This window comes from Methylosinus sp. Ce-a6 (assembly GCF_009811655.1).
Classification (GTDB): Bacteria; Pseudomonadota; Alphaproteobacteria; order Rhizobiales; family Beijerinckiaceae; genus Methylosinus.
Genome location: NZ_BGJX01000017.1, coordinates 26,816 through 52,800, shown reverse-complemented (window position 1 = coordinate 52,800; position 25,985 = coordinate 26,816). Strand labels below are relative to the sequence as shown.

General features: G+C 66.5%; 16 protein-coding genes and 1 tRNA gene. 7 read left to right on the top strand and 10 right to left on the bottom strand.

Features of this window, described 5'->3' with window-relative positions; genetic code table 11:
• Positions 1 to 148: 148 nt before the first annotated feature.
• Positions 149 to 886, bottom strand: coding sequence for a bifunctional 2-polyprenyl-6-hydroxyphenol methylase/3-demethylubiquinol 3-O-methyltransferase UbiG (locus Mspo_RS12065; RefSeq protein ID WP_159730083.1), 738 nt, complete (start codon positions 884 to 886; stop codon positions 149 to 151).
• A 730-nt stretch (positions 887 to 1,616) separates the two neighbouring features.
• Positions 1,617 to 1,850, bottom strand: coding sequence for a hypothetical protein (locus Mspo_RS12060; RefSeq protein WP_159730081.1), 234 nt, complete (start codon positions 1,848 to 1,850; stop codon positions 1,617 to 1,619).
• A 296-nt stretch (positions 1,851 to 2,146) separates the two neighbouring features.
• On the opposite strand from Mspo_RS12060, the gene Mspo_RS12055 reads away from it, so the two are divergent.
• Together Mspo_RS12055 and Mspo_RS12050 are read left to right on the top strand one after the other, a co-directional pair.
• A complete protein-coding gene (locus tag Mspo_RS12055; RefSeq protein ID WP_159730079.1) occupies positions 2,147 to 2,938 on the top strand; it encodes an NAD kinase in 792 nt (263 codons plus the stop codon).
• 124 nt (positions 2,939 to 3,062) lie between these two features.
• Entirely contained in the window at positions 3,063 to 3,719 is a 657-nt protein-coding gene (locus Mspo_RS12050; RefSeq protein WP_159730077.1) for a DUF3800 domain-containing protein, read from the top strand.
• Between the two features lie 256 nt (positions 3,720 to 3,975).
• Here Mspo_RS12050 and Mspo_RS12045 read toward each other — a convergent pair whose 3' ends face one another.
• On the bottom strand, positions 3,976 to 5,160 hold the full coding sequence (locus Mspo_RS12045) for a DUF2336 domain-containing protein (protein WP_159730075.1): 1,185 nt from the start codon (positions 5,158 to 5,160) through the stop codon (positions 3,976 to 3,978).
• A gap of 119 nt (positions 5,161 to 5,279) precedes the next feature.
• Between Mspo_RS12045 and Mspo_RS12040 the strand changes: the two genes are divergently transcribed.
• The 3 genes from Mspo_RS12040 to Mspo_RS12030 all read left to right on the top strand — a co-directional run bounded on the left by Mspo_RS12040 (position 5,280) and on the right by Mspo_RS12030 (position 9,785).
• Positions 5,280 to 6,008, top strand: coding sequence for an aldolase/citrate lyase family protein (locus tag Mspo_RS12040; protein WP_159730073.1), 729 nt, complete (start codon positions 5,280 to 5,282; stop codon positions 6,006 to 6,008).
• 139 nt (positions 6,009 to 6,147) lie between these two features.
• Positions 6,148 to 8,613: a YfhO family protein gene (locus tag Mspo_RS12035; protein WP_159730071.1), complete on the top strand. Its 2,466-nt coding sequence runs from the start codon at positions 6,148 to 6,150 to the stop codon at positions 8,611 to 8,613.
• Positions 8,614 to 8,783: 170 nt separating this feature from the next.
• Entirely contained in the window at positions 8,784 to 9,785 is a 1,002-nt protein-coding gene (locus tag Mspo_RS12030; protein WP_244613386.1) for a hypothetical protein, read from the top strand.
• A 74-nt stretch (positions 9,786 to 9,859) separates the two neighbouring features.
• Here Mspo_RS12030 and Mspo_RS12025 read toward each other — a convergent pair whose 3' ends face one another.
• Entirely contained in the window at positions 9,860 to 11,308 is a 1,449-nt protein-coding gene (locus tag Mspo_RS12025) for an outer membrane beta-barrel protein (protein ID WP_159730069.1), read from the bottom strand.
• A 304-nt stretch (positions 11,309 to 11,612) separates the two neighbouring features.
• Positions 11,613 to 19,181 (bottom strand): apolipoprotein acyltransferase, encoded by a 7,569-nt coding sequence (locus Mspo_RS12020; RefSeq protein ID WP_159730067.1) that lies wholly within the window; start codon positions 19,179 to 19,181, stop codon positions 11,613 to 11,615.
• A 371-nt stretch (positions 19,182 to 19,552) separates the two neighbouring features.
• On the opposite strand from Mspo_RS12020, the gene Mspo_RS12015 reads away from it, so the two are divergent.
• A complete protein-coding gene (locus Mspo_RS12015) occupies positions 19,553 to 19,930 on the top strand; it encodes an Hpt domain-containing protein (protein WP_159730065.1) in 378 nt (125 codons plus the stop codon).
• Positions 19,931 to 19,944: 14 nt separating this feature from the next.
• Here the strand turns inward: Mspo_RS12015 and Mspo_RS12010 are convergent, their stop codons facing one another.
• From Mspo_RS12010 to Mspo_RS11990, 5 genes are all read right to left on the bottom strand, one after another.
• Positions 19,945 to 20,172, bottom strand: coding sequence for a hypothetical protein (locus tag Mspo_RS12010; RefSeq protein ID WP_159730063.1), 228 nt, complete (start codon positions 20,170 to 20,172; stop codon positions 19,945 to 19,947).
• Between the two features lie 268 nt (positions 20,173 to 20,440).
• On the bottom strand, positions 20,441 to 21,508 hold the full coding sequence (locus Mspo_RS12005) for an SGNH/GDSL hydrolase family protein (protein ID WP_159730061.1): 1,068 nt from the start codon (positions 21,506 to 21,508) through the stop codon (positions 20,441 to 20,443).
• Between the two features lie 107 nt (positions 21,509 to 21,615).
• A complete protein-coding gene (locus Mspo_RS12000) occupies positions 21,616 to 22,440 on the bottom strand; it encodes a bifunctional 2-polyprenyl-6-hydroxyphenol methylase/3-demethylubiquinol 3-O-methyltransferase UbiG (protein ID WP_159730059.1) in 825 nt (274 codons plus the stop codon).
• Positions 22,441 to 22,819: 379 nt separating this feature from the next.
• Positions 22,820 to 22,904: transfer RNA gene (locus tag Mspo_RS11995), tRNA-Leu, on the bottom strand.
• A gap of 92 nt (positions 22,905 to 22,996) precedes the next feature.
• On the bottom strand, positions 22,997 to 24,094 hold the full coding sequence (locus tag Mspo_RS11990) for a choloylglycine hydrolase family protein (RefSeq protein WP_159730132.1): 1,098 nt from the start codon (positions 24,092 to 24,094) through the stop codon (positions 22,997 to 22,999).
• A gap of 309 nt (positions 24,095 to 24,403) precedes the next feature.
• Here Mspo_RS11990 and Mspo_RS11985 point away from each other — a divergent pair, with 309 nt between their 5' ends.
• Positions 24,404 to 25,981, top strand: a complete 1,578-nt coding sequence (locus Mspo_RS11985; protein ID WP_244613384.1) for a L,D-transpeptidase family protein — start codon at positions 24,404 to 24,406, stop codon at positions 25,979 to 25,981.
• The last annotated feature ends 4 nt before the right edge of the window (positions 25,982 to 25,985 follow it).

Sequence of the window (25,985 nt, the reverse complement as noted above, 5' to 3'; positions counted from 1 at the left end):
GAACTCGGGGCGTTTTCCGATCGTGCGCCGCTTTGTCCGCCACGCCGATCAATCCGGCTTTGGAGGCAGCGCCTCCAAACTCCGATTTTCCAGGCCGCTCGATTATCCACCAATTTCTGGGCAATACGCGGATTTGGAGTTTGCCGGTTTATTTATTTGGCGTTGGATATCGTGAGCCGTCTACCACTTCGTCTATAGATAAACTTCTCCATTCGAAATGATCAACTTCACGCACTTTTTTGCAAAGCACCTCGCTATTGCAATATAAGTTCGAGAGAGTTCCGTATCTTAAGCGCTTGTCTGCTTTTTCACCGAAAATACCACAAATCGGATTGCTCATCCCGCTATCAATCAGCTCAAAACCAAGCCCCTCGTTGAACAGCGCTCGTAGGCCCGTGTGGGAGAATTGAAAAAAATTCCAAGGCATTTCATGAGCCTTGAATGAAAAATGAGTTTCAACGAAAACGCATCCCCCAATTTTCAGCAATTTTTGTATTTCCTCCGCCACGACCCAAGGCATATAAAGATGTTCGAACACAGCAGATGAGAATATCAGATCAAACTTCTCGTTTTCGTTAAAATACGACGCCAGCTTATGAGCGTCACCCACGATATCGACATTTTCTCCGGCGTAAAAATCAAAACCAACATAGGCTGCTTTATTGAATTTGCTCCTCAAGTTGACATTTGTAACGTTTCTTGATCCTATTTCAAGAATTTTCATGCCATTTTTATTATACTCATTTTCTAGATAATCAACCCATCTCGAAGAGCCAACGTATTTTGGCTCTTGCACATCGAAAATATAATCATTTCGAATAATATTAAACCCAAGCTTTCTCGTGAAAGCCTTCAAAGTGTCCACGACAATATTTCTCTGAGCCATCTGAGCACTCTAAGGTTGCCTTGGATAAGTATCCTTCCGCAGAGCCGGAGGCTTTAGAGTCTTTTCATGTTTCAATGAAACATGAAAAGACTCTAGGATTTTGTTTTTGACGCGTTTCCAACGCCGAACCGGCGTCCACTTCGGCTGGAAACGCTCTAGATTTGAGCCGCTCGAAGCATGTCCTCGATGGGCCGCTTGCGCGGCCTCTCAGCTCCACGATCTGCGCGCGCAGACACGCTCGCCGATGATTTTTCTCGCCACCGTCGCGCGCCGGTTGCCGCTTTGCAATTGTGGCTCTCATCCTGAAATCGATCAACGAAGAACACACGCCCTTTCCCGCCGCGGCGTGTCCCATAAAACACCCCGCGACATCGCTGGTCTGATTAGGGGGCTAATCGGCGTTCGTCTGACTTGGCCTGTAATTTCAACGGTCGCAGCATGGCAAGGATGGTTAACCCAGAGCAGAGACCACAGCCGGCCGGATGGTGTCAATTGGTGTCCAAAACTGACCCCCGATCGGGGGTCGAAATCGGCCCCTTTGCGGCTCGCGCCCCGCGCCCCTTGCCCCGGCCCTCTCCCCACAGGCGGGGATAAGGGGAATGCGCCGAACCGTTCAGCCGGAAACCGACTCCCGGCGGGCCGAAGGCCCGACCGGGACTCGAGGCCCGCCGACGGATTCCCGATCGCTCGCGTCGTGAGCGTCGCGAATGACGCCCGGCGAAGGCGCGAGTCAGCCGCGCCCCCGCTGCCCGCCGAGGCCGAGGGAGGTCAGCGCGGAAAGGCGCGGCGGCGCCTCGCGTCGCAATTCGAGCGCGGCGCTGCGCGCATTCTCGGCCGAATGAAACAGACGCCCCTCGAGCGGCCGGAAAGATTGTTTCGCCGCATAGAAGCGGTAGCCGTTCGAGTCGCGGGCGACCACGCCGACGGCTTCCTCGCCGAGCTCGATGATATAGGCGTCGGACATTTTCGGCCTCCTTTTCTGTGACGCGGGGTCCGCCTCAGAGCGGAACGAAGTGATCGAGGCGCGTCCTTCTCGGATCAGAAAGGCTCATGCAATTCGTTCGTTATGTCAAATAGAATGTTCTTTTCAACGAACCGAATGGGGAGAACGATCGCGTTCTTCGGCCGCGGCGCGACAGCGAATTTCTGCTCCGCGCGGCTTCGTCTTACGGATCGCCTCCCGTTTCCTTTAGACTTCGCCGGGTGTATGGAGTTCGGCCCAGCCGCCGCGAGCGCGGTCCCGCCGAGCCAAGTCGACCCATGTCCGAGACCGGCGAGACGCCGAATAATCACCGGAAGCTGGCCTTTCTTTCCTCCGGCACGTCCGAGGCCGACGAGGCGCGGGCGCGGCTCGTCGCCAAATACGGCGAGGTCCCGCCCGAGGAGGCCGATTGCATCGTCGCGCTCGGCGGCGACGGCCTGATGCTGCGCACGCTGCATCGCTTCATGGGCGCCGGCAAGCCGATCTATGGGATGAACCGCGGCTCGGTCGGCTTTCTGATGAACGAATATCGCGAGAGCGGGCTACGCAAGCGCATCGCCGAATCCAAGCCGTCGATCATCCACCCGCTGCTGATGCGGGCCGTCAACACGCATGGCGACGAATTCGCCGCCCATGCGATCAACGAGGTCTCGCTGCTGCGCCAGAGCTCGCAGATCGCCAAGCTCCGAATCCTGGTCAATGGCAAGGAGCGGCTGCCGGAGCTGATAACCGATGGCGTGCTGGTGGCGACGCCGGCCGGCTCCACCGCCTATAATCTCTCGGCCAACGGCCCCATACTGCCGCTCGACGCGCCGCTGATGGCGCTGACGCCCATTTCCGCCTTTCGCCCGCGGCGCTGGCGCGGCGCGCTGCTGCCCGACGCCGCCAAAGTGCGGCTCGAAGTTCTGGAGGCGGAGAAGCGCCCCGTCTCCGTCGTCGCCGACCATGACGAGTTTCGCGACGCGCTCAGCGTCGACGTCGAGATGGATCACGGGACCAATCTCATGCTGCTGCACGACGCCGGCCATTCGCTGGAAGAACGCATCCTTCGCGAGCAATTCGGCTATTGAAAAATGTGAGCGCAGGCAGGCAACCGGTTCCGTATTCGTACGAATCGGATAAGTTACAGTGATCGATCAAGAGTCCAGTTTGGAATTTCAACGATGGCTGAAGCGCCCGTCGAATCCCCCGATCATGGCTGATAAATTCGTATTCGCCGACGAAGCCGGCTGCTTCACTTTCAAACGTAAGGCGGGAGCCAGCCGCTATTTTTTGCTCTGTACCTTCACGACAGAGGATTGCTCCCTTTCACATGATCTTCTGCAAATTCGCCGCGAGTTAGTATTAAATGGCGACTCGGAGCGAGATAAGCTTCATGCTACTACAGACCAGCAAGCTACTCGCGACAAAGTTTTTGCATGCCTGGAGGCGCATACATTTCGAGTCGACGCTACTCTTTTAGAAAAATCAAAGGCTCAGCCTCAAACACGTATTACTGAGGCCACCTTCTATCAATACGCTTGGTACTATCATTTTAAGCACGTTGGCCGGAAACTGCTGCCTACTACTGGAAAAATGCTTATCACCGCCGCGTCGATTGGGCAAAAGAAAACAAAGGCCGCCTTTAAACAAGGAATAAATAACACGCTTCAGCAGACTACTCCAAGAGATAAGTGGGAGGTAAGTTTTATTGATTCATCGAAAGACCCGCTCCTATGGGCCGCAGACTATTGCGCTTGGGCTATACAACGTAAATGGGAAATAGGCGACGTCAGGTCATATGAACTTATTAAATCGAAAGTCTTCACCGAGTACGACCTCTGGTCTTACGGCGACACCCATTATTATTAAAAAAAATGTGACCCGCACTCTTCGCTATCCTATGAGGAGGAGCCCAGGGGCCCATTCGCGAAGCAAGGGTCACATTGTGTGTATATCGTTTAATCGCAGAAAAATCAAGGATTGACGCTTGACTTTTTGCACTCCGGCGTCGTTGACGATTCGCATCAGAGTTTTACCGCCTCCAATATCCGCGACTCCGTTGTGCTGCTAGCCTTCGCATGCATATGCGATCGACGACCGCCTACGGCATTTCCTCCGATCACCCTCACGCCGCGACGAGCAGCTGCGCCTCCAGCGCCGCCATGTCGACGAATGGCGCGCGCGTCAGCGCCGCCGCCGCCTCGCGGGCGTCCTCGCGCAGCGCCTCCGCCTCGAAGCGGCGCAACAGCGCCATCAGCCGATCGAGCTCGCCGGAATTGATCCCGTCGCAGGAGGTCAGCACGCGCTGCACCATCGCGAGCGACAGGCGCGCGCTGGCGCAGCCGAAGGCCGGCTGCGCCTCGAGCGCGGCGCGATAGGCCGGCAGAAGATTGGCGGGCATCCCCGCCCGCGCATAGAGCGCCGCAAAGCCCGCGCCGCGAAAATCGCGCGTGAGGCCGGCGACCTTCTCCTCGTCGAGGCCCGACAATTCCGCGAGCGTCGCCTCGAACAGCGCGCGATTGCCCGAGAGCAACGCCCTGAGCGCGAGGCTCGGCGTCAGCCGCGCCTTTCGGCGCAGATGCGCGACCAGCATGCGCACGCCTCTGCGGCCCTGCGTCTCTTCGGCCGAGGCGGCGATGTCGACATTGGCCTTGTCGCGCGCCTCCTGCATGATGCGGCGCGTGCGCTCGGGCGACAGCCAGTCGCGATCCATGACGAAAGAGGCGAGGCTCGCCGCCGTCGCCTCGACGAGCTCGGCGCGAACCGACGGCGGCAGAAAGGGCCGGCCGAGCAGCGCCTCGCGCAATTGCGCGTCGTCGCCGAAACGCTCGATCATGCGGCGCATGGCGAAGGCCGTCAGATCGGCGTTCGGATTGACGGCGAGCGAGATCGCCGCCTCGCAGGCGCCGATCTCGGCGAGCGCAGCAGCGAGACCGGTCGGCACATGGGCGCGCAGCGCTATGGCGCTCTGGGCGAAGACGTCGCCGACCGCGGCGCAATCGATGAGCTCGCTCTCGCCGAGCAGCGGCGAGCGCGACAGCACCATGGCCGCAATGTCCGACTGGTCATTGGCGAGCGCCGAGACGATGGAGCGCGGCGCTTCGGCCGAGCTCGCGAAGACCTTGGCCAGAGCGCGGCGCACCAGAGGCGAGGGATCGTCGAGGAGCGCCGCGAGCGCCGTCTCCGCCTCGCGCTTCATAACGTCGTCGAGATCGCTCTCGAGATAGGCTCTCGCCAGCGCGCCGGCCCCTTCCACCCTGAGGGCCGTCGGCGCGGTCTGCGCCCATTTCAGGAAATTTCTTACGATCATCAGGCGCTCTGGGCTCCGCCCTATGTGCTCGACCGGACTTGACGCATTGCAGAGCAGAATCGCCACTTATGGTAAACGCACGCTTAAGATCACGGCGTCGCACGGCAGGAGAGTCGCAGATGCGGTCCTATCTTCTTCTCGCCCCGCGCGAGGACGAATTCGCCGCCGCGCTCGACAGCGGCGCGGACGCGCTCGTCCTCGACCTCGGCGACCCTGCCGATCCGGCGCGCGACTTTGCGCGCGCGCGAGCCGCCGCGCTGCTGCGCCTTCCGCGCCCCGAGAGCTTGCGCCTCTATGCGCGCGTCGCGCCGCTGACGAGCGCGGCGATCGACGCCGATCTCGCGGCCGTCGTGGCGGCGGGAGCGCAGGGCGTTTTTCTGCCGCGCGCCTGCGGCGGCGCGAGCGTGCAGCATCTTTCGGCCAAGCTCGCGGTGCAGGAGGCCGAATGCGGCCGAAAGGACGGCGCCGTCCGCATCGTCGCCTCGGCGGCCGAGACGCCGGCGGCAGTCTTCGCGCTGTCGAGCTACGCCGGCGCCTCCTTTCGCCTCGAGGCGCTCTCCTTCGACGTCGAGCCGCTGCGCCGCGCCCTCGGGGCGGAGCCGGAGAGCCTCGCCTCGGAGAGCCTCGCCTCGCCATTCGCCGCGGCGCGCGCCTTTCTGCTGCTCGGCGCGGCCGCCGCCGGCGTCGCGGCGATCGACGGACCCTTCTCCGATCCCGCCGACGCGCGCGGGCTGGCCGCGGCATGTCGCGCCGCTCGGCGGGACGGCTTCGCCGCCAAGCTCGCCCTCGACCGCGCACAAATCCGAGCGATCAACCAGACTTTCGCCGGAGCTCGGCCCGAGCTATAAGGAGGCGGCGCTCGAATGTTCATCATGAGTTCATGAAGGCTCAATCAATTTAGGCTTCCCGCGCGAAAGGCGAGCCGCCGCACGGCGTCGCCGACGATCGGCGCGCGCCGCCGAACGACCGCGCCAGACAGGTTCGAACATGTCGATCAGCGATCGCCCTCTCGGCCTTTTGGGGGCCGAGGAAACTCCGCTCGCGCTCGCCGAGACGCGCCGCGCGCTCGCCGGACCCGACGGCGCCCACGCCCATATCTGGACGCGCCGCGACGCGCTCGCCGCTTTCGCCGCCATCGCGCTCTTCATGGCGCTCGCGGCCGGAATGTGGCTCGCGAGCGGCGCGGTCGTGCCCTGGGATTCGAAAAATCATTTCTATCCGATGTTCCGCTTTCTCGGCGAGGCGCTGCGCCGCGGCGATATTCCTTTATGGAATCCTTATCATTTCGCTGGCCATCCCTCCGTCGCCGATCCGCAATCGCTGATCTTCACGCCGACATTCTTCCTCTTCGCGCTGCTGCGTCCCGCCGCGACGATGCAGGAATTCGACGTCTTCGTGCTGGCGCATCTGTTGATGGGCGGCGCGGGCGTGCTGGCGCTCTGCGCGCGTCGCGGATTCGTCCCTTCGGCTTCCGTGCTCGCCGGGCTGATCTTCATGCTGGGCGGGGTCGCCGCCTCGCGCCTGCAGCATACGGGGATGATCATCTCCTACAGCTTCTTCCCGCTCGCTCTGCTGATGCTGGAAGTCATGCTGGAGCGTCCGCGCCTGATCTACGGGATCGGCTTCGGAATTCTCGCGAGCCTGATGGCGCTCGGGCGCGATCAGGTCGCCTATCTCTTCTGCCTCGTTCTCGTCGCCCGCTTTCTCCACGCGGCGGCCCTCTCGCGGCGGCCGCTCGATTATCTCTTCGGCCGCTGGCCGGCTCTGCTCGTCGCGGCGGCGACCGGCGGGGCGATTCTCGTCCCGCCGGTGCTGCTCACGCTGCAATTTCTGGCGACCTCCAATCGGCCGGGCATCGCCTTCGGCGTCGCGGCGGCGGGGTCGCTCGCGCCGGTCAATCTGGCGACGCTGCTCGCGCCGGACATTTTCGGCTCGCTCGACAAGAGCTATGCTTATTGGGGGCCGGGCTATGACACGATGGCCGCGCCGGACTGGACCGACCGCGCGATCGACTATCTCTTCATCGGCGCGGCGCCTGTCGTGCTCGGCTTCTGGCATGGTCTCGCGGGCGGACGCAGCTTCGCCGAGGAGATGCGCTTCGTCCATTACATGCTCGCCGCCGCGCTGATCTACACGCTCGGCCGCTGGACGCCCTTCTTCGCCGCCATCTACGACTTTTTCCCAGGCGTTTCGCTCTATCGCCGGCCGGCGGACGGGGCCTTCGTGCTCAACGCGGGCTTCGCGCTCAGCGCCGCCTATCTGCTGCATCGCTATGTCGTCCATGGCGCGCCGCGGCCGTTCCAGAAAATGCCGCGCGCGCTCGCCCATTGTCTATCGGCGGCGACGGTCGGCGTCGTGCTGGCGCTGATCCTCGGCGGGCTCGCCTTCTCCTTCGCCAATGGCCATGGCAGGGAGGCGCTCGTCGCCGTCGCGGTGGCGCTGGCGATGGCGGGCGCCGTGGCGGCCGCGCTCCGCCTGGGCGAAAAATTCGACAAGCGCGGCCTCGTCGCCGTCCTCCTCGTCATGGCCACCGGCGGCGAGCTCTTGTGGCGCAACGCCGCCGATCCGCTGAACGCCGAGCCGGCGACGCGCTATTCGATCCTCGACGAAGCCTCCGCCTCCGAGCGCGGCGCCATTGCGGCGCTACGAAAGGACATTTCCGAGCGCGCCGCCAAGGGCGAACGCCCGCGCGTCGAGATTCTCGGCCTGCCGGGCGGCTGGCAGAACGCCTCCATGATCCTCGGCCTCGAGGACACGCTCGGCTATAATCCGCTGCGCATCGCCGATTACGAACGCGCGGTGGGGCCGGGCGACAATGCCGTCGATCCCAATCTGCGGCATTATCCGGGCACGTTCCGCGGCTATAAATGCAAGCTCGCGCGTCTGCTCGGCCTCGATTATCTCGTGCTCGGCCGCCCGCTCGCGCGAATGCCGCGGCATATGCCGCGCCCCAACGCCGCGCCGATCTTCGTCTCCGATCAAATCTATGTCTATAAGCTCGGCCGCGCCGCGCCGCGCGCCTATTTCGCGACGCGCGTGGCGGGAGTCGATTCGGACGCCGCGATCTCCGACGACGACATTCCCGAGTTCGACGGAACGCGCGAGGCGCTCGTCGACCAGTCGGACCTTTCTCGGCTCGATCCGGCGCTCGCCGATCCGGCGCGAGCCGGCGAGCCGGAAGGCAAGGCGACGATCGTCTCCTACGAGAGCGAGCGGATCGTCGTCGACGTCGAATCGGATCGCGACGGCCTGCTCGTCCTTCACGATCTCTATTATCCCGGCTGGGAGGCGCGGGTGGACGGAAGCCCGGCGCCGATCGTCAAGGCCAATATTCTGTTCCGCGGCGTGCCCGCGACGAAGGGCCGGCATCGGATCGAATTCCAATTTCGGCCGTTTTCCATCGCCAATCTCGCCTCCGCCGCGGCCACTCTGCTCGATCGCCGCGAGGAGTGATACGCCTTCTCCGCGAGCGGGGAGAAAGGAGGCGGCGAAGGCCGCGCGAAGCGATCGGCAGGAAAACCTAGAGCGTTTCCAGCCGAAGCGGACGCCGGTTCGGCGTCGGAAACGCGTTAAAACAAAAGTTTAGAGTCTTTCCGTGTTTCAATGAAACACGGAAAGACTCTATGACAGAAGGGACGGCGAAGGTCACAATGGAGAATCGACATTCGGGCGCGCGCCGGCGCCTTCCAGGGCGCATGAAGTCACCTGTTCTCGTCGCTTTCGCCATTCTCCTCGCCGGCGCCGGCTGCGCGGCGGCGCAGACCACCGTCCCGCCCGCCCAGCAGAAGGGCCGCTCGGCGAAACCCGTCCCGGCCGAGGAGGAGAAGCCGGCCGCGGGCTCCATGCTGCGGCTCAGCGCAGCTTTGACGCAGAATGACGCGATTCCGATCCGCAGCGGCCTCGTCTGGCGGATTTTCGAGGATGCGGCGCGACCGGACGGCGCGCGCAGGCTCGTCGCCGAATCTCGCGAGGCGAGCTTTTCGGCGCAATTGCCGGACGGCGTCTATATCGTGCACGCCGCCTTCGGCCTCGCCGGCGCGACGCGGCGCGTCGTCGTCGAGGGCCGCAATATCGGCGAGAAGCTGATCTTGAACGCCGGCGCGCTGAAGCTCATCGACACGCTCGGCGACACGCAGCTTCCGGCGCTGCGGCTCTCCGTCTCGATCTATGTGCCCGAGCGCGGAAATTCGGAGGCGAAGCTGGTGCTCGCCAACGCCAGATCGGATGAGGTCATCTGCCTGCCGGAGGGCGCCTATCACATCGTTTCGACGCTGCTCGATTCGAGCCAGGGATCGCAGGGCGACAATAACGCGACCAATTCGGTCGTCACCGCCGATCTGCGCGTGCCGGCCGGCAAGGTCATAGAGGCCACGTTGCGGCATCGCGCGGCGACAATGACGCTGAAGCTGGTCAAGGCGCCGGGCGGCGAGGCGCTGGCCAATACGTCTTTTTCGGTGCTGACGCCGGGCGGCGACGTGATCCGCGAATTGATCGGCGCCTTTCCGTCGCTGACGCTCGCCGAAGGCGAATATGTCGCCATCGCGCGCCGCGAGGGGAAAACCTATCAGACGACCTTCAAAGTGACGTCGACTCAGGATCACGACGTCGAGATATTGACACAGTGAAAAAGCCGATCGTCGCGCGTGTTGCGCGCGACGATCGATCTTTCGAGCGCTCGGCCCGCAGGCTCGTGCAATGTTTACCGCAGCGCGAACGGAACGATCACGTCGAGGGCGAACATTCCGGTCGAGCGCTTGGGTCCATTCGGCCCGAAGAAAGGCGCCGTGCCGTTCACGGAGGTGTCCCAGCGCAGTTCCGGTCGCAGAATGAGGCCCGTGATCAACGGGTTCTTCGGAATTTCGGGCGTGATCGTCACGCCCGCGGTGAGCGCGAGATAGCTCGTGCCCACGCCAGCCGGACGGAAAATCGCCGACGGCGCGAAGAATCCGTGGAGGACGTTTACGAAATCGCTGTAGCCCGGGTAGGCGCCGACGAAGAAATTCTTGTTGTCGCGCCAGAACTCGACGCGGCCATTGATCTTGAACAGATCATCGACCTTGTAGGACGCATACTGCGCCACGCCATAGCCGTCCACCCCTCGGGGACGATTGGGGAGAGCCCCGAGATTCGCGCCGAAGGCGGCGTCGAGCGACGCGATCGTCGCGCCGGGCAGGCCGGTGACGGAGATCGGGTTCCAGCCATCCTCGCGGATGTAGTTGATGTCGGTGATGAGGGTCAGATCATCGGTCGCTTTCCAGGTGACCGTGATGTCGTTGATATAGCGAGTCGTCGAATTGGGATTGCACGCGCAAGCCAGGGGAGTGTTCGGCCAGCCGACGCCCAGCGGATCGAGCTGCTTGGGATTTTCCGGCCCGATGTGGGTGCTGGCCAGAATGCTCAGATTGCCGTCGAGAAGATTGAGGCCGACGCCGCCATGGAAAGACGCGGCCGCATTGTTGTCGCCGGGCCAGCCGATGCTCGTGTTCACGCCGGTGGTGACGCCCGCATGGACGAGAAGCCAGTCGGTCAGGTCGGCGTGGACCATGACGCCGGTATGCTTGAACGGTATGCCGAAATTGAAGATATAGGAGTGCGTGTAGAAGAGATTGTCCGGCGCGGTGATCACTTCGGCGCCTTCGAGCGTCACGAACTGACCGACCTTCACATCGATGCCGTTCTCGAGGAACCAGGGCAGATGGGCGACGGCATAGGCTTCGACGACGTCGAGCTGGGTCCTGTCGCGGATCGCGTAATCGAGCTCGCCGAGGAAGTGCGTGTAGCGCGCGTCCGTGCCGATCATCCCCTGGATTTTAAATCCGAAGTCGTAACCGGTCGCTTTCGGGTCCAAGGGGCGCTGCACCGTCAGCACGCCCTGGTTGAACTGCGGCCAGCTCGCGCGATCGGTGAACAGATGGCCCCAATTGAGCCCATTGAACGGATTCGCGAAATTGACCGCGATTCCTGCGTCGAGATAGCCGGTGACCGTCAGCGTGTCGAGCCAGGCCGCCTCGGCTTCCTTCGGCTTGGCCGGCTCGGCGCTCTTCACCGTCTTGACTGCCGACGGACCCGTCTGGTCCTCCGCCATGGCGGGAGCGGCATTGGCCGCGAGCAGCGCAATGGCGGCGCCGGTTAAGAACTGGAACTTCATAGATCGGGCTCCCCGCTCTGGATTCGATTTCGCCACAATTCTTGCGACGAAGCTTGCGGTCACTCAAGCGGAACAGCAAAGCATTTGCCTGCTAATTGAGCAGATTCGAAAATACGTAGGCCTTTTTCCGAGGGCGTGGCCAAAATGTCACAATTTTTGTCCGAACTCGAACAAGTTTGTCCGTCTTTCGCGGCGAATCGGCTCGCGGAAGCGGATAATTCGCCCGATTGAAGCAAAACGGACCATTGGGCCGAAAAACACGGCCCCGGCGGACGCCGCATTTTGCGGCGCCCGCGCAGAAGCGTCACTCGAAACGGCCGGCCGCATGGCCGAGCATCGTGTAGACCTTTCCCGCGTCGGAGACGAGATAGCCGCGCGTCAGCTCGCCGTCGCGGTCGTTGCGGCTGGTCTCGCCGACGAGCCGCTCGAATTCCTGGACGTAGTGGTCGACGGTGGCGTGGAAATCCGGATCGACGCGATAGCGGCGGCGGATCTCCTCATAGGTCTGCTGGCCCTGGGGCGTGTAGAGGCGCCGGCTGAACAGGCCTTTCTCGCCGCGCTGGAAGCGCTCCCAGAATTCCCCGACCGCGGCATGGTCGACCATGCGGGCGATGTCGAGCGTGAGATTGTCCAGCGCGCCGGCCGCCTTGGCTCTTCCGGGGGCGGAGCCGGCGCGCGGCGCGGCGGCGGGCGCTTCGTCCCGTGAGGCGCGGGCGAGCAGATCGCTGAGCCAGCCATCCTCGGCGCCGGTGGCCGCCGGACGTGCCGGAAGCGGCGGCGGCGCGGCGGGCTGGATCGGCCGCGCGACGCGCGGCGGCTCTTCCCGCGCGGCGCGGCTCGGCCAGGAAGGCTCGGCGCGCGGAGCGGGGGGCGGCGGAGCCGGAGGCGCGACCGGCGCCGGGGCCGCCGGCGGCGCCTCGAAGCCGCGGCGCGCTGGCGCTTGGGCCGGCGCGACGGACTCGGCGATATCGAAGGCGCGGCCCGAACGCGCGACAATATCGGTGAGCTCGTTCAAGGCCTTCACCTGCTCGCCGACGACGCGACGCAGCGCGGCCGCCTGCTCGGCGGTCTCGCGCGGCAATTCCTGAGCGCCGCGGCGCAATTCGGCGCGCGTCTGCTCGAGCTCGTTCTGGATCTCGACCGACATGCCGCGAATGTCGGCGGCGGCGGCGGCGAATTTCTCCGTCGCCCGGCCGAAAATCTCCGCGAGCTCGTCATTGGCCTGCTCATAGGCCGCGCGCAGCGCCGTGGCGGTCTCCTCGCGCTCCCGCGCCGCCGCGTCGCGCACGGCGGCGAAGCGCTCGTCGACGAGTCCCGCCGTCTCGCGCGTCGCCTGGGTGACGAAGCCGCCCACCTCGCGGGCCCGCGTCTCGACGCGGCGGAAATTCTCCTCGACGAGGCCGGAGAAGGCGGCGACCGTCTCCTCGAAATCCTTGCGCTTGTCCTCGACGAGAAGCACGAGGCTCTCCAGCGAGCGGCGGCGCGCGTCGAGCGCGGCGTCGAGCTCCGACTGGCTCTGCGCCAGCCGCTCGGCGCTCTGCGTCAGGCTCTGCTGATGCGTCTCCAGCGCCCCGACGACCGCGCCGGCGTCGCGCATGACGCCGCCCGAGGTTTCGCCGATTTGCGTGATCTGGCGAGCGACCGTGTCGATCGCCGTCTGGAACTCGACGACCTTGCCGCCGAGCTCCTTGTCGAGGCTCGCGAGATTGCCGCCGGCCGCCGAGATGATCGTGCGCAGCGAGGCGTTGGTCGCGCCGAGCCGGTCGAGCACCTCTGGCAGCTCCGCGCGCAGCTTCTCATTCACCTCGAGCAGCGCCTGCACCGAGCCCTCGGCGCCGTCGGCGAGCGCCTTTTTGAGCTCCTCCGTCGACTGGTCGATCGCCGAAACGAGCTCCACGCGCTTCTCGCCGAGGTGCTGAACGATGGTCGAGCCGCGGCTTTCGATCGCATGGGCGACAAGCTCGCCGACATTGGCGAGCTCGCGCGTCACCTCGCCGCCGCGTTCGCCGAGCGACGCATGAATCTGGGTGAGCCGCTGGTCGAGCGTCGCGCTGATCTCGCCGACGCGCTCGGTCAGCGCCTGGCCGAGGTCGCCGGTGCGCGCATGCAGCGTGGTGTCGAGCTCGCGCCGCGCCGAGGCGAGGGTGGCGTTGATCGCCTCGATGCGGGCGTTGATCGCCTCGACGACGATGCGGCTGCGCTCGCCGATCTCGCTGGAGACCGCGTCGAGGCGGCCGACGACATTGTTCTCGAACACGCCGATGCGGCCGTCCAACGTGCCAGCGATCTCCTCCGCGCGGCCGCCGAGGGCCGCGTTGATCTCCTCGGCCTTGGAGGAGAGCGTCTCGGTGAGCTGGGTCGAGCGGGCGAGCAGCACCGCGTCGATGTCCTTCACCTTGTCGTCCAGCGAGCGGATGACCTCGCGGCCGCCCTCGCCCATGGCGCGGGCGACCTCGACGGCGTGGCGGGCGAGCGTGTCCTGGAAGGACTTGCCCGCCGATTCGAGGCCCGAGTCGACGCGGCCGACGAGCGCGTCGATGCGGTCGGCGGCCTGGCGCGTGCGGGCGTCGGAGACGGTCTCGAAAGTCTCGATCTTCGCCGCCATGGCCGAGGCGATCTCGTCGGCGCGCGCGCCGAGCAATTCGACGAGCGCCGCGCCGTCGCCGGAAATCGCCTTGTCGATCGCCGCGATCCGCTGGCCGACGTCCTCGGCGAGCCTTTGCGACTGCTCGCCGATGCGGGCGGCGGCCTCCTCGGCGCGCGCCGCCAGCCGATCGGCCAGCGCGCCGCCCTCCTCGACGATGGTCGAATCGATCGCCGCGAGCCGCCCCGACAGAGTCGCCGCGAGCTGCTGCGCATGTTCGCCGATCTGCGCCGCCAGCGCGCCGCCCTGATGCCGCAGCCGCTCGTCGAAGGCGGCGAGCTGCTCCTCGACCCCGCGCGTCACGCCGTCGCCGCTCGCCGCCAGCGCCGCCACCAGCGCGCCGCCCCGCTCGACGATCGTCGTGTCCACGGCCGAGAGGCCCTCGGCGAGGGCCGCCGCGAGCTGCTGCGAGCGATCGCCGATCTGCGCCGCCAGCTCGCCGCCCTGTTGGCGCAGCCGCTCGTCGAAGGCGGCGAGCTGCTCCTCGACCCCGCGCGCGACGCCGTCGCCGCTCGCCGCCAGCGCCGCCACCAGCGCGCCGCCCTGGTCGATGATCGTCGTGTCCACCGCCGCGAGGCGCTCGGCGAGCGCCGCGGCGAGCTCATCGGAATGTTCGCCGATCTGCGCGGCGAGAAAATTGCCGCGATTGCGCAGCGCCTCGTCGAAGGCGGCGAGCTGCTCGCCGAGCTCGCGCGTGAAGCCGTCGCCATTGGCGGCGATCGCCGCCACCAGCGCCGCGCCCTCGTTGACGATCGTCGAATCGACGGCGGTGAGCCGCTCGGCGAGCTCCGCCGAGAGCTCGCGCGAATGCTCGCCGATCTGCGCGGTGAGCTCGCTGCCGCGATTGCGCAACGCCTCGTCGAAAGCGGCGAGCTGCTCGCCGACCTCGCGCGTGAAGCCATCGCCATTGGCGGCGATCGCCGCCACTAGCGCCGCGCCCTCGTTGACAATGGCCGAGTCGACCGCCGTGAGCCGCTCGGTGAGCTCGGTCGCGAGCTGCTGCGAATGCTCGCCGAGCTGCGCCGCGAGCCGGGCCGAATGATCGCGCAGGATCTCGTCGAGCGCGGCGAGACGTTCGGTCGCGTCGCGGGCGAGCCCTTCGCCGCCCGCCGCGAGCGCGGCGGCCAGCGCGCCGCCCTGGTCGAGGGCCATCGCCTCGAAAGCGGCGATGCGGCCGGCGAGCGCCTCCTCTATGCGCTCGCCCTGCGTGGCGATGGCGAGCGCCGCCTCGCTCGCCGTGACGGCGAAGCGCTCCTGCAGCGCGGCGGACTGGTCGGCGAGCGTCGCCGAGACATCGGCGACGCCCTGGGCGAGACCGGCCTCGAGCGCGGCGGCGCCGGCGGCGAAGGCGGATTCGGCGCGGCCCTGCGTCTCCTCCAGCGTGCGCGAGACTTGCGCCGTGGCTTCCTCCAGCGCGTCCAGCCGGCTGACCAGCACGCCATCGACCCATTCCGCCTGCTCGGCGACGCGGGCGACGACCTCGCCGCTCTGGCGCGCGACCTGATCCTCGAAAGCGGTGAGCCGCTCGGACAGCACCGAAGCGATGCGATCCGACTGCTCGGTGACGCGCGTCGCCACCTCGTCGCCATGGCGCACGACGGTCTCCTCGAAGGCCGCGAGGCCCTGGGAGAGATAGGCGCCGATCTCGTCGCCGCGCTCGACGAGCCGCGACACGGTCTCGTCGCTGCGGCCGGCGATGCGCTCCTCGAAGGCGGCGAGCCCTTCGGCGATGGCCGCGCCGACCGTTTCGCCTTGCTTCAGGAAGCGCGTCGCAGTCTCCTCGCTCTGCTGGGCGACCTGCTCGCGGAAGGAGGCGAGCCCGCCGGCGACCGCCGCCGTCGCGCGCTCGCTCCGCTCCTCGAGCGTCGACAACGTCGCCTCATGCTGCTGCGAGAGGCGGTCCTCGAAAGCGGCGATCCCTTCCGCCACGGCGAGGCCGATCGCCTCGCCATGGGCGGCGAGCCGCTGGGCCGCCTCCTCGCTCTGGCCGAGCACGCGGGCCTCGAATTTGGCGAGACCGTCGGAAACGACGCCGCCGATCGTGTCGCCATGGGCGACGAGGCGCTGCGCCACATCCTCGCCATGGCCGACGATCCGCGCCTCGAAGGCGGCGAGGCCTTCGGCGACGGCGGCGCCGATCGCCTCGCCCTGCGTCGACAGACGCGAGGCGACGTCTCCGCCCTGGCCGAGGACACGCTCCTCGAAGGCGGAGACGCTCTCCGAAAGGGCGGAGCCGATCGCCTCCGCATGGGCGACGAGACGCTCCGTCGCTTCCGCGCTCTGGCCGCTCACCCGCTCCTCGAAGGCCGCGAGGCCTTCCGTCACCGCCGCGCCGATCGCGTCGCCATGGGCGACGAGACGATCGGCGACCGCTTCGCTGTGGCCGATGACGCGCGCCTCGAAAACGGCGACGCCCTCCGAGACCGACAGGCCGATGCGCGCGCCCTCCTCGATGAGGCGCTCCGCCGCCGCGACGCCCTGGCCGCCGACCCGCTCCTCGAAAGCCGCGAGGCCTTCGGTGACGGCGGCGCCGATCGCCTCGGCATGGGCGGCGAGCCTTGCGGCGACCTCCTCGCTCTGGCCGGCGACGCGCTCCTCGAAGGCGACAAGGCCCTCGGTGACCGCCGCGCCGATCGCGTCGCCATGCGACACGAGCCGGTTGGCGACATCCTCGCTGTGGCCGATGACGCGCTCCTCGAAAGCCGCCAGCCCCTCCGACACGGCCGAGCCGACAGTGTCGCCATGCAGCATGAGACGCGCCGCCACATCCTCGCTGTGGCCGGTGACGCGCTCTTCGAAAGCGGAAAGGCCCGCGGCCACCGCCGCGCCGATCGTCTCGCCCTGCGTCGCGAGGCGCGTCGCCAATTCTTCGCTCTGGCCGAGGACCCGCTCCTCGAAGGTCGCGAGGCCTTCCGACACCGCCGAGCCGATGGAGTCGCCATGCGCGGCGAGGCGCGACGCCACTTCTTCGCTGTGGCCGGTGACGCGCTCTTCGAAAGCGGACAGGCCGGCGGCGATGGCCTCGCCGATCGTCTCGCCCTGCGCGGAGAGACGCGTCGCCAATTCTTCGCCCTGACCGAGGACCCGCTCCTCGAAGATCGAAAGACCTTCCGACACCGCCGAGCCGATGGAGTCGCCATGGAGAACGAGACGCGCCGCGACCTCTTCGCTGTGGCCGGTCACGCGCTCTTCGAAGGCCGCGAGGCCGACGGCCACCGCCGCGCCGATCGCCTCGCCCTGCGTCGAAAGACGCGCCGCGACCTCTTCGCTATGGCCGACGACGCGCTCTTCGAAGGCCGCGAGACCTTCCGACACCGTCTGGCCGATGCGCGCGCCTTCTTCGACGAGCCGTTCGGTCGCCTCGGCGCCGCGCGCGGCGACGCTCTGCTCGAATTCCGTCGCGCTCTGCGTCAGCGCCGCGCGAATCTGCTCGCCCTGCTCGGCGAAGCGCGTGGCGATATCGCCGCCATGGACGACCACATTCTCCTCGAAGGCGCCGAGCCGATCGGCGAGCGTCTCGGTGACGCGGTCGCCATGGGCGGCGATGGCCGCGATCGCCTCGCCGGCCACCGCGGCGAAACGCTCCTGCAGCGCGTCGGCCTGCTCGGTGAAGGCGCCGGCGCTTTCGGCGAGGCTCTGCGCGAAACGGTCGTGCAGGCCCGTCCCATGCGCCTCGAACTCGCCGCGGGCGCGCTCGCGCGTCTCCTCCAGCAGCTCGGCGAGACGGTCGCCGGCGGTCTTGAAGGCGGATTCCGTCGCCGCGACTTTCTCGGCGAGCTGCATGGCCAGATTTTCGGACGCCGCCAGCAGCGAGCGCTCGATCGCGCCGCCATGCGTCTCGATCGCCGAGTCGACCCGCCCGCTCGTCTCGGCGAGACGATCGACGAAACCGTCGCCGCGGTCGCCGACCGCCTGGACGAGCCGTCCGCCGATCGAGTCGAGCCGCTCGACGACCGAAACGCCGCGCGTCTCGAAATCGGTCGCCAGCGCCTCGCCGCGCTCCTGCAGCTTGCGATCCGCCTCGGCGACGCCGTCGGAGAAGCGGCGCGTGACCTCCTCGGAGGCGAGCGTCAGGCTGGCGGCGATCGTCTCCCCGGCGACGGAGAGACGCTGCACCATGTCTTCCCCCCGCGTCGAGAGCGTGGAGTTGAAGCCGTCGCCGACGCGCTCCAGCGCGAGGCGGATCTCCTCGCCCTTGGAGCCGAGCGCCGCGGTCACGCGGCCGCCGGCCTCGCTCACCGTCTCGGCGAGATGGGTGGAGCTCGACTGCAGCTCGGCCGACAGAGATTCGCGCGCGCCGAGCAGAGCGGTGCGGGCGTTGTCGGCGTTGACGAGGATCGCCTCGCGCTCGCGGGTGAGCTCGTCGATGAGCACGCGAATGCGGCGCTCATTCTCCGAATAGGAGCGCTCGAGATTGGAGACCTCGGTGCGCACGATGATCTCGAGCTCGCTCGCCCGCGCCAGCGCGCGCTCTATGCCGTCGCCCATGGAGGCGGCCTCGCGGCGGATCGCCTGCGAGAGCGTCACCATCTGCTCGGTCGCGATCGTCTCCGGCTCGATCAGCCTTATCGCCACTTCCGCCATGGAATTGGCGACCTGCTTCATCTCATGGGCGCGACGCGCCATGACGCCGGTCACGAAGATGAACACGATAGGGGCTATGAGCGCCAGCAGCGTGAGCACGGGCTTGGGCGCGAGGAAAGAGCCGTTCTCGCGGTCGAGAATCTCGCCCTGATTGAAATAAACGAAGAGAGTCCAGAGCATCGCCCAGGCGGCGATGGACAGGAAAGTATAGCCGAGGATCGCCGTGTTGGGCCGCAACTGCAACGCCTGGCGCAATTGGCCGATCGTCTGCCGGTCGTCATTGGCGGGCGCGCCGGCCGGGGCGACGGGGGGCTTGGCCGCGGCGCGGCCTTGCGGCGGCGGCGCGGGCTCCGGAGGGCGAGCGGATTCGCGCGCCGTCTCGCGCGCGTCTTGACGCGCGTCTTGACGCGTGTCCTGGCGACGCGACGGGAGGCTGAAGTTGAAGCCGGACGCGGGCTTGGACCGGCCCTTGCCTTCGGCGTCGGCCTCGACCGCGGGATTTTCGATCTTTTCGGCGGGAGGCGCAGGTTTTTCGCCCGCTTCCGTCACGGCCTCGGCGGCGGGCTCACCGCCCAGATTCAACGCCTCTTCGACCGCCGACAGCGCAGCGACCGCCGCGTCCTGGGGCTTGCCCGATTTCGCCATCGTTACCTCTCCGAGCGGTCACGGTTCCGCTTAATGACGCCGCTCACTCTTCTTCGCCGTTCAGATCGAGCAGAAAAGATTAACCAAATATTACCGCTGTCTGCGCCCGAATGAAACCGGGCCGCGCGGCCAAAGCAAATCGTCGTTAACGCGACCGGAGAAAGACGCTCCGCGTTTGCCTCGAGCGGAACGAAACAGGCGACCGAGAGCTTGGCTCGAAATCGGAAACAATGCTTACATTGTTTTGATTGCACTAAGAATACGCCGCTCGCTTCAGCCCGGCGAGCGCAAATGCCGACGTCTTCCGCGAGGACCGTCGCAATCCACAGGAAAGCGTGGTTTTTTGGCCGGGGGCGGACGGGGGACGTAGAATGACGGAGCGTAAAAATCCCGATTCTTCCGAAGGTTCGCCCGAGGCCAGCGGACCGGCGATCGACTGGGCGTATCTCGCGCGGCAGACCATGGACGACGTCGAGCTCGAAAGAGAGCTGCTCGCGCTGTTCACGACCCAGGCGGGGGCGTTCGGCGGGCGGCTGGCGGCGGCGGCGGGGGCCGACAAGGAGCGCCGCGACCTCGCCCACACGCTCAAAGGCGCGGCCCGCGCCATCGGCGCCTTCTCCCTCGGGCAGGCGGCGGAAGAATACGAGTCCGCCGTCGCGACGGTGGAAGCGCCGGACCGGCTGCGCGCGCTCGACGCGCGCCTCCTCGAGACGCAGCAGGCAATCGCCGCCCGGCTCGCGCAAGGCTGAGGGAGCGCGTGGGATCAGGCCTGCCCGCCGTCGATCGACCGCACCTCGGCGGTGGAGGGCGCCCTTATGCTGGCGTTGAGCTTGCGCAGCATGATGAGGCATTGTTCCCTGACCAGCTCGTCACGCACCGAATCCGCGACTTTCGCCAAATGGCAGAAGGCGATGGCGCGCTGAGAGACGATGTCGTCATATTCGGAAGGGTCGCTCAGATCGACCGTGTGGTCGTTCGTCTCGTCGGACATGAATGACAGGACCTTTTGGTTTCGCGTCAGCGCGGCGGACACTGCCGCCCAATTGTGGTCGCGAATTGGCCGCGCGCGCCTCGGGCCCGAGACCTCGAGTCTTTCCATGTTTCATTGAACCACGGAGAGACTTTAGGCTTTTGTTTTTGACGCGTTTACGACGCCGAACCGGCGTCCGCTTCGGCTGGAGACGCCTGGCTTTTGTTTTGACGCGTTTCCGGACGCCGAACCGGGGTCCGCTTCGGCTGGAAACGCTCTAGCGGCGGCTTCACCGTACAGGGCTCAGGCGGAGCTGGAGAAAGATCAGCCAGCGCCGCCGGAAGGACGGGCGCCAGAACATGACCCCGGCGATCTGCAATGTCTGCTCGGCGAAGGGGACCGTCGGCTCCGCCGGCAGCAGCGTCTTTTCCTCCGGCAGGGCGGTCAGGACGCCCTCGTCGTCGGGCATGGCGATTTCGAGATCGCCATCGGCCCAGGGCCGGCGCGTCGAATAATGCAGGAGAATGAGATTGGGCACGATCTCGCGCATGCTCGATTGCGCGGTCTTGGCGTAGGCGCGGCTTCCGGCCGAGACGCGATAGGCGCCGCTCGCCTCGGTCGAGCGCAGCATCGCGCCGGCGAGCCGGCCGCGGCCGGGCCAGCGGCAGGAGCCGGGCCGGGCGAGCTCGAGAAAGGTCCCGGAGAAGACGGTCGACGCAATCTCGACGTTGCGGCAGCGTCCCTGCTGTTGCGCCTCCGTCGCTGGAACATAATCGAAAACGGGCGCGTGAAACGGGCTGCGCTTCGGAACGGGAATATCGCCGCTTGCGATGATCCCCGCCACGACCGCCGCGCATCGCGACGACGCCTCTGCGGTCAGATGATGCGCGTCGACGAAATCCTCGGAACGCTCGGCCCCGAATATCGTCGCGAGCGTCACGCAGCGCGCCATGCCATGCGCCTTCGCGACGCCGTCATAGATGCGCTCGACGCGCCGCACGCAGGAGTAGACGCGCGCTCGTCCCGTCGGCCGCGGACGCAGGCACAGGAAGAGCAGCGGAACGCCGCGCTCGGCGCAATGCTGCGCGACGCTCGTCAGCGCGTCGTGAACGAGGGCCGTCGTCGCAAAACCGGCGTCGAGCAGAATGACGTCGTTCAGCGCATATTCGAAGACGACGAGATCGGGCGGAGCCTCGCCGCGCCGCTCCGCCTCCTGCAGGCGCGCGAGGCCGTAGAGCGAGCCCACGGCGCCGAGAAACCTGTTGGTGATGTCATGCTCCGGCATGAGGCCCTGCAATTGGGCGGCCCAGCCGAAATAGACCCCGGCGTTGGATCCGCCGAGCAGCAGCACTCTCATATCGCGTTCCAGCCCTGTCGCCGCCTCGCGCGTCTCACCCCTCGAGGGGAGGTGGAAGCGCCTCCTCTCGCACATCTTTGTCCTTCACTCGATCGATCCGCCCGATACTACGATTTGCGCGCGAAGATCGATATGGCCGGGCCGAAGAAATGATCGGGATCGTCATGGGCGGTGCGAATGTCGTCGAAGCCGAGCGCCCGCAGCGCCGCGAGCAGATCGTCCTTGTCGAGCCAGCGATGGTCGTCGCGCATTCCGCCGCAAAAGGCCGGATTGGACTGCGTCTTCACATAGCTGCGCGGATAGGCGCGCACGGCGACGCCGTGAAAGGAATGATGCTCTGGCTCATTGGCGAGCACGCTGCGGCGCGGATCGGAGACGGGCATCGCATCCGACACGACATGCGTCCAGATATAGACGGCGGAGGCGCGCTGGGCGACGAGCTCGAGCAGCCGCAGCGGATCATGGAGATGATACAGCACGCCGGAGGCGACGATGAGATCATAGCTCTCGTCGGCGTGCTCGAGCCATTTGACGAAATCGCCGAGCCAGAAGCGGGCTTTTTGCAGCCGCAATATCTCCTTGGCGACGAGGCAGCGCATGAAGGCGAGCTGATTGGCCTCCACCGCGTCCACCTCGGCGCCCCTCGCCTCCAGCATATAGGTGTGGCCGCCTTCGAGCGGGCCGAGCTCCAGCACTTTTCGCCCCTCGAGCGAGCCGAAACATTCGGCGGCCCAATAGATGCGCGCATCGGCGTAGGTCGGCACGATCCCCGCCTTCAAATCGAGATCCTGCGGAAAGGCGGTGCTCCAGCCGGGAATCGCGTCTATGGCGTTCTGGTGAGAGGGCAAAGCGTCGACGTAACGATCGAAAGTCCGGTCTTTGCCGCGAAATCTCTTCAGCAATCGGTCCCAATCGAAAACACGACCCGACATTTCTCTCGATCCATGCGCTTCATCGGCCGCCGACCCGACGCCGGCGCTCGAAATCAGAGATTAGCAGCGCGCGGATGCGGGAGTTTGTCCGAATCTTCGCCCGCGCGACGTTTTTAGTGGGCTGAGTCAATCGCCCCGACGACACGAAGGCCCCCTCCCTCACCCTCCCCCTCCCCCGCTTCGCGGGAGAGGGAAGCGGCCGGCGCTTCGCGAACTCTCGATGAAGCGCCCAGTCTGCTCCCTCTCCCGCGCAGCAGGGGAGGGCCGGGGAGGGGGCTCGCGCGGCGACGGCTCGATTTTTAAGGAATTTTCGGATGGGGGCTCTCGCGGGACGAGACTCGCGACAACATCCGACAGCTCGGGGGCTCGCCCTTAGACTTGGTGCGGTCGAGAGGACTCGAACCTCCACTGGTTGCCCAACTAGCACCTCAAGCTAGCGCGTCTACCAATTCCGCCACGACCGCGCCGGGGCCCCTCCGTCGAAACAGAAGCGCCGGCAGGCGGCCCGTCTAACAAAAAGACTTTCCCGTGACAAGGCTTCTCACGGGTCTCGGCCTCAATGTTTTGGAAATTCGACCGGAGCCGCCCGGGAAGAGGGCCGCAGCGGCGCCGCGCGGACGCTGCGGCCCTCGAGCTCGACCTTCCCCAGATCGATGCTGCGCAGCGTCTGGTTGTCGTAGCTCTTCACATAATAGACGCGTCCGGAAAGATCGGCGATCGACGTCCATTGCGTATATTCGAAACGCGACGTCTCCTTGGGCGAGGGGCGCGCTTGGCCGAGGGGAATGTCGAAATTGTTGAGAATATGCTCGGCGAGGCGAACCGTCTCGGCGGCGTCCTTCTGCGGCGCGGCGGCGAGGGTGAGGGCCACCGCGCGCACGAAGCGCGAGGGCGGCGTCGTATCGCCGGGAACGCCGAGGAGGCCGGAGCCCGCGCCGAGCGGGGCGAAGGTCTCGCCGCCGATCTTCAGCGCCGGCGCCTCGACGGGCGAGAGCTTCACATAATTGCGCAGATTGGTCAGATGCCAGTCGAAGGTCGGGGCGTTGGTCAAGACGCCGAGCGGATTGTCACGGACCTCGAGACGACCGCCGATCGGCTCGACGACCAGCGAGGCCCCGCTCGCGTCATGCAGCGTGTAATGGAAGGGCGGAACGACGCCGAGCGTCGGCTGAACGACATCGACGATGCTGATCGTGTCGAGCGCCGCGCGCAGCTCCGCCACGCTGGCGAAATTGCCGAGCGCCCAGGTGAGGAAGTCCCAGGGCGCGAGCGCATGGCGGGGATCGGCCATCTTGGGATCGGCCGTCTCGGGATCGGCGTAGCCAGCGAAGCCGGGAAAATAGAGAATGCCGCCGGCGAGGCCTTTTTCGTTCAATCCGTCGACGACGACGGGCAGGCCGAAGGCGTTGAGCCCGGCGATCGCATAACGCGATTTCCAACTCCAAGTCGGCTTGCCGTCCGGCCCGGTCGCGCGCGCGGCGTAATGGCGCGGAATGACGATCGCCTCCGATTCGAGCGGAAAGCCGAACTCCAGCGTGCGGCCATAGACGCGCGAGCCGTCCGCCGCCTTCAGGAGAAAGCTGGTGCAGGCGCCGGCCGGCGGCGCGAGCGCCAGAGCGAGCGCCGAAGGCAAGGCCGCGAGCCAGCCGAGCATTTTTCGAAATGGGGCCGCCACGATGCTTCTCTCCGATGACGAATCGAGAAAGGAGATAAGGCGCAGGCGCCGGGTCGCGCCGCGCGGGCGAAGCAAAAAGACGCGAACAACCTCGAGGCGCGGTAGCGCGAAACCGTCGCTTTCGCCTCGAATGCGACGAATGTGATCGCAGCGTGCGCCCGCGCATGTCGCGTCAGCCGCCCGTTAACCAATAAGAGCAATGCAGGCGAGGGCGACGCTCTGTCCGGTTCGGATCAGGGCGTTATTTGCTCGAGCACGTGTTCATGCGTCCTGGGGAGTTTTCGAGTCATGTCGCAAGTCGCCGTGGTCCGCAGCCGCAGGGTCTGCGCTCGTGCTTTTTCCGCGGTCTGCGCCGCGAGCGTCGCCGCCCTCGCCTTCCCCCTGGCGCTCGAGCCGACGCCGGCCGCCGCGCTCGGCTATTCGGCGGCAGGCGGCGATGCGCCGCGCGCCCCGCGCAAGGCGAAACGCGCGAAATCGGCCGCGCCCAGAACGAGCGAGAATGTGAGCCTCGCGCGGCCGCTGTTCGCGGTGGTGTCGCTCGGCGGCCAGCATATCTCCATCTACAATCACAACGGCCTCGTCGAGCGCTCGACGATCTCGACCGGCGTGCCCGGCCATCCGACGCCGGAGGGCGTGTTCACCATTCTCGGCCGCGAGCGCTTCCACCGCTCCAACCTCTATTCCGGCGCGCCCATGCCCTTCATGCAGCGCGTCACCTGGTCGGGCGTCGCCATGCACGAGGGCCATGTGACGGGGCGTCCGGCCTCGCATGGCTGCATCCGCCTTCCCGGCGCCTTCGCGCAGAAGCTCTGGGGCATGACGCGCATCGGCGAGCGCGTCGTCATCGCGCCTTACGATCTCTCGCCCTCGGAGATCTCGCATCCGGCCCTGCCTTCGCCCAAGATGCGCTCGCCCTCGGAAGCTTCGGCGGCGACGTTCGCCGACGCCGGACTGCGCGACGGCTTCGCCGACAGCTCCGCTCCGCTCGTCGATCCTCGGCGCTACGCCGAGCAGATGAAGACCAAGGCCGCGGCGGATGCGGCGGCGGCCTCGAAAGCGGCGACGGAGGCCTCCGTCGCGCTGAACGCCAAGCGGCAGGAGGCCGCGCGCGCCTCGGCCGAGCTCAAATCGGCCGAAGTCGCCGAAGCCTCCGCTCGCGCCAAGGCGGAGGCCGCGACAAAGGCCGCCGAGAGCGCCGCCGTCAAGCGGCAGGAGGCGGCGGCCGCCAAGCCCGATCTGCCCGCCCCCGAAACCACGCCCGCGGAAGCCGCGAAGGCCAAGGCCGGCTCCGCCCTCGCCGAAGCCGAGGCGCGGCGCGAGGCCGCCAAGACCGCCTATGACGCCAGCGACGCGGCCTATGCCGAGGCCGCCCGCCTCTCCCGCGAGGCGGCGGAAGTCTCGGCCGCCGCCGCCAAGGCGGAGAAGGACGCGCAATTGCGGATCGCCCCGATCTCCATACTGGTGAGCAAGAAGAATCAGCGCATCTATGTGCGCCAGGGCCTGACGCCGATCTTCGAGGCGCCGGCGACGATCCGCGAGCCGGAGCGCCCGCTCGGCTCGCATCTCTACATCGCCTCGGCGGCCGGCGACGACGGCGCGCTCAAATGGTCGGTCCTCTCGATGCCGCCGCGTGTCGCTATGGCGCGGGCCGGCAAGAAAAAGGGCATGGTGGAGGAGCGCAGCGCGGCGCCGCTCGGCCCGGCCTCCAGCGCCGCCGACGCTCTGGACCGCGTCGAGCTCTCGGACGATGTGCGCGAGAAGATCGCCGATCGCCTGTGGCTCGGCGGCTCGATCATCGTCTCCGATCAGGGGCCGAGCTCGGAGACCGGCGCCGTCGGCACCGATCTGACGGTGAAGTTCCGCTGAGGGC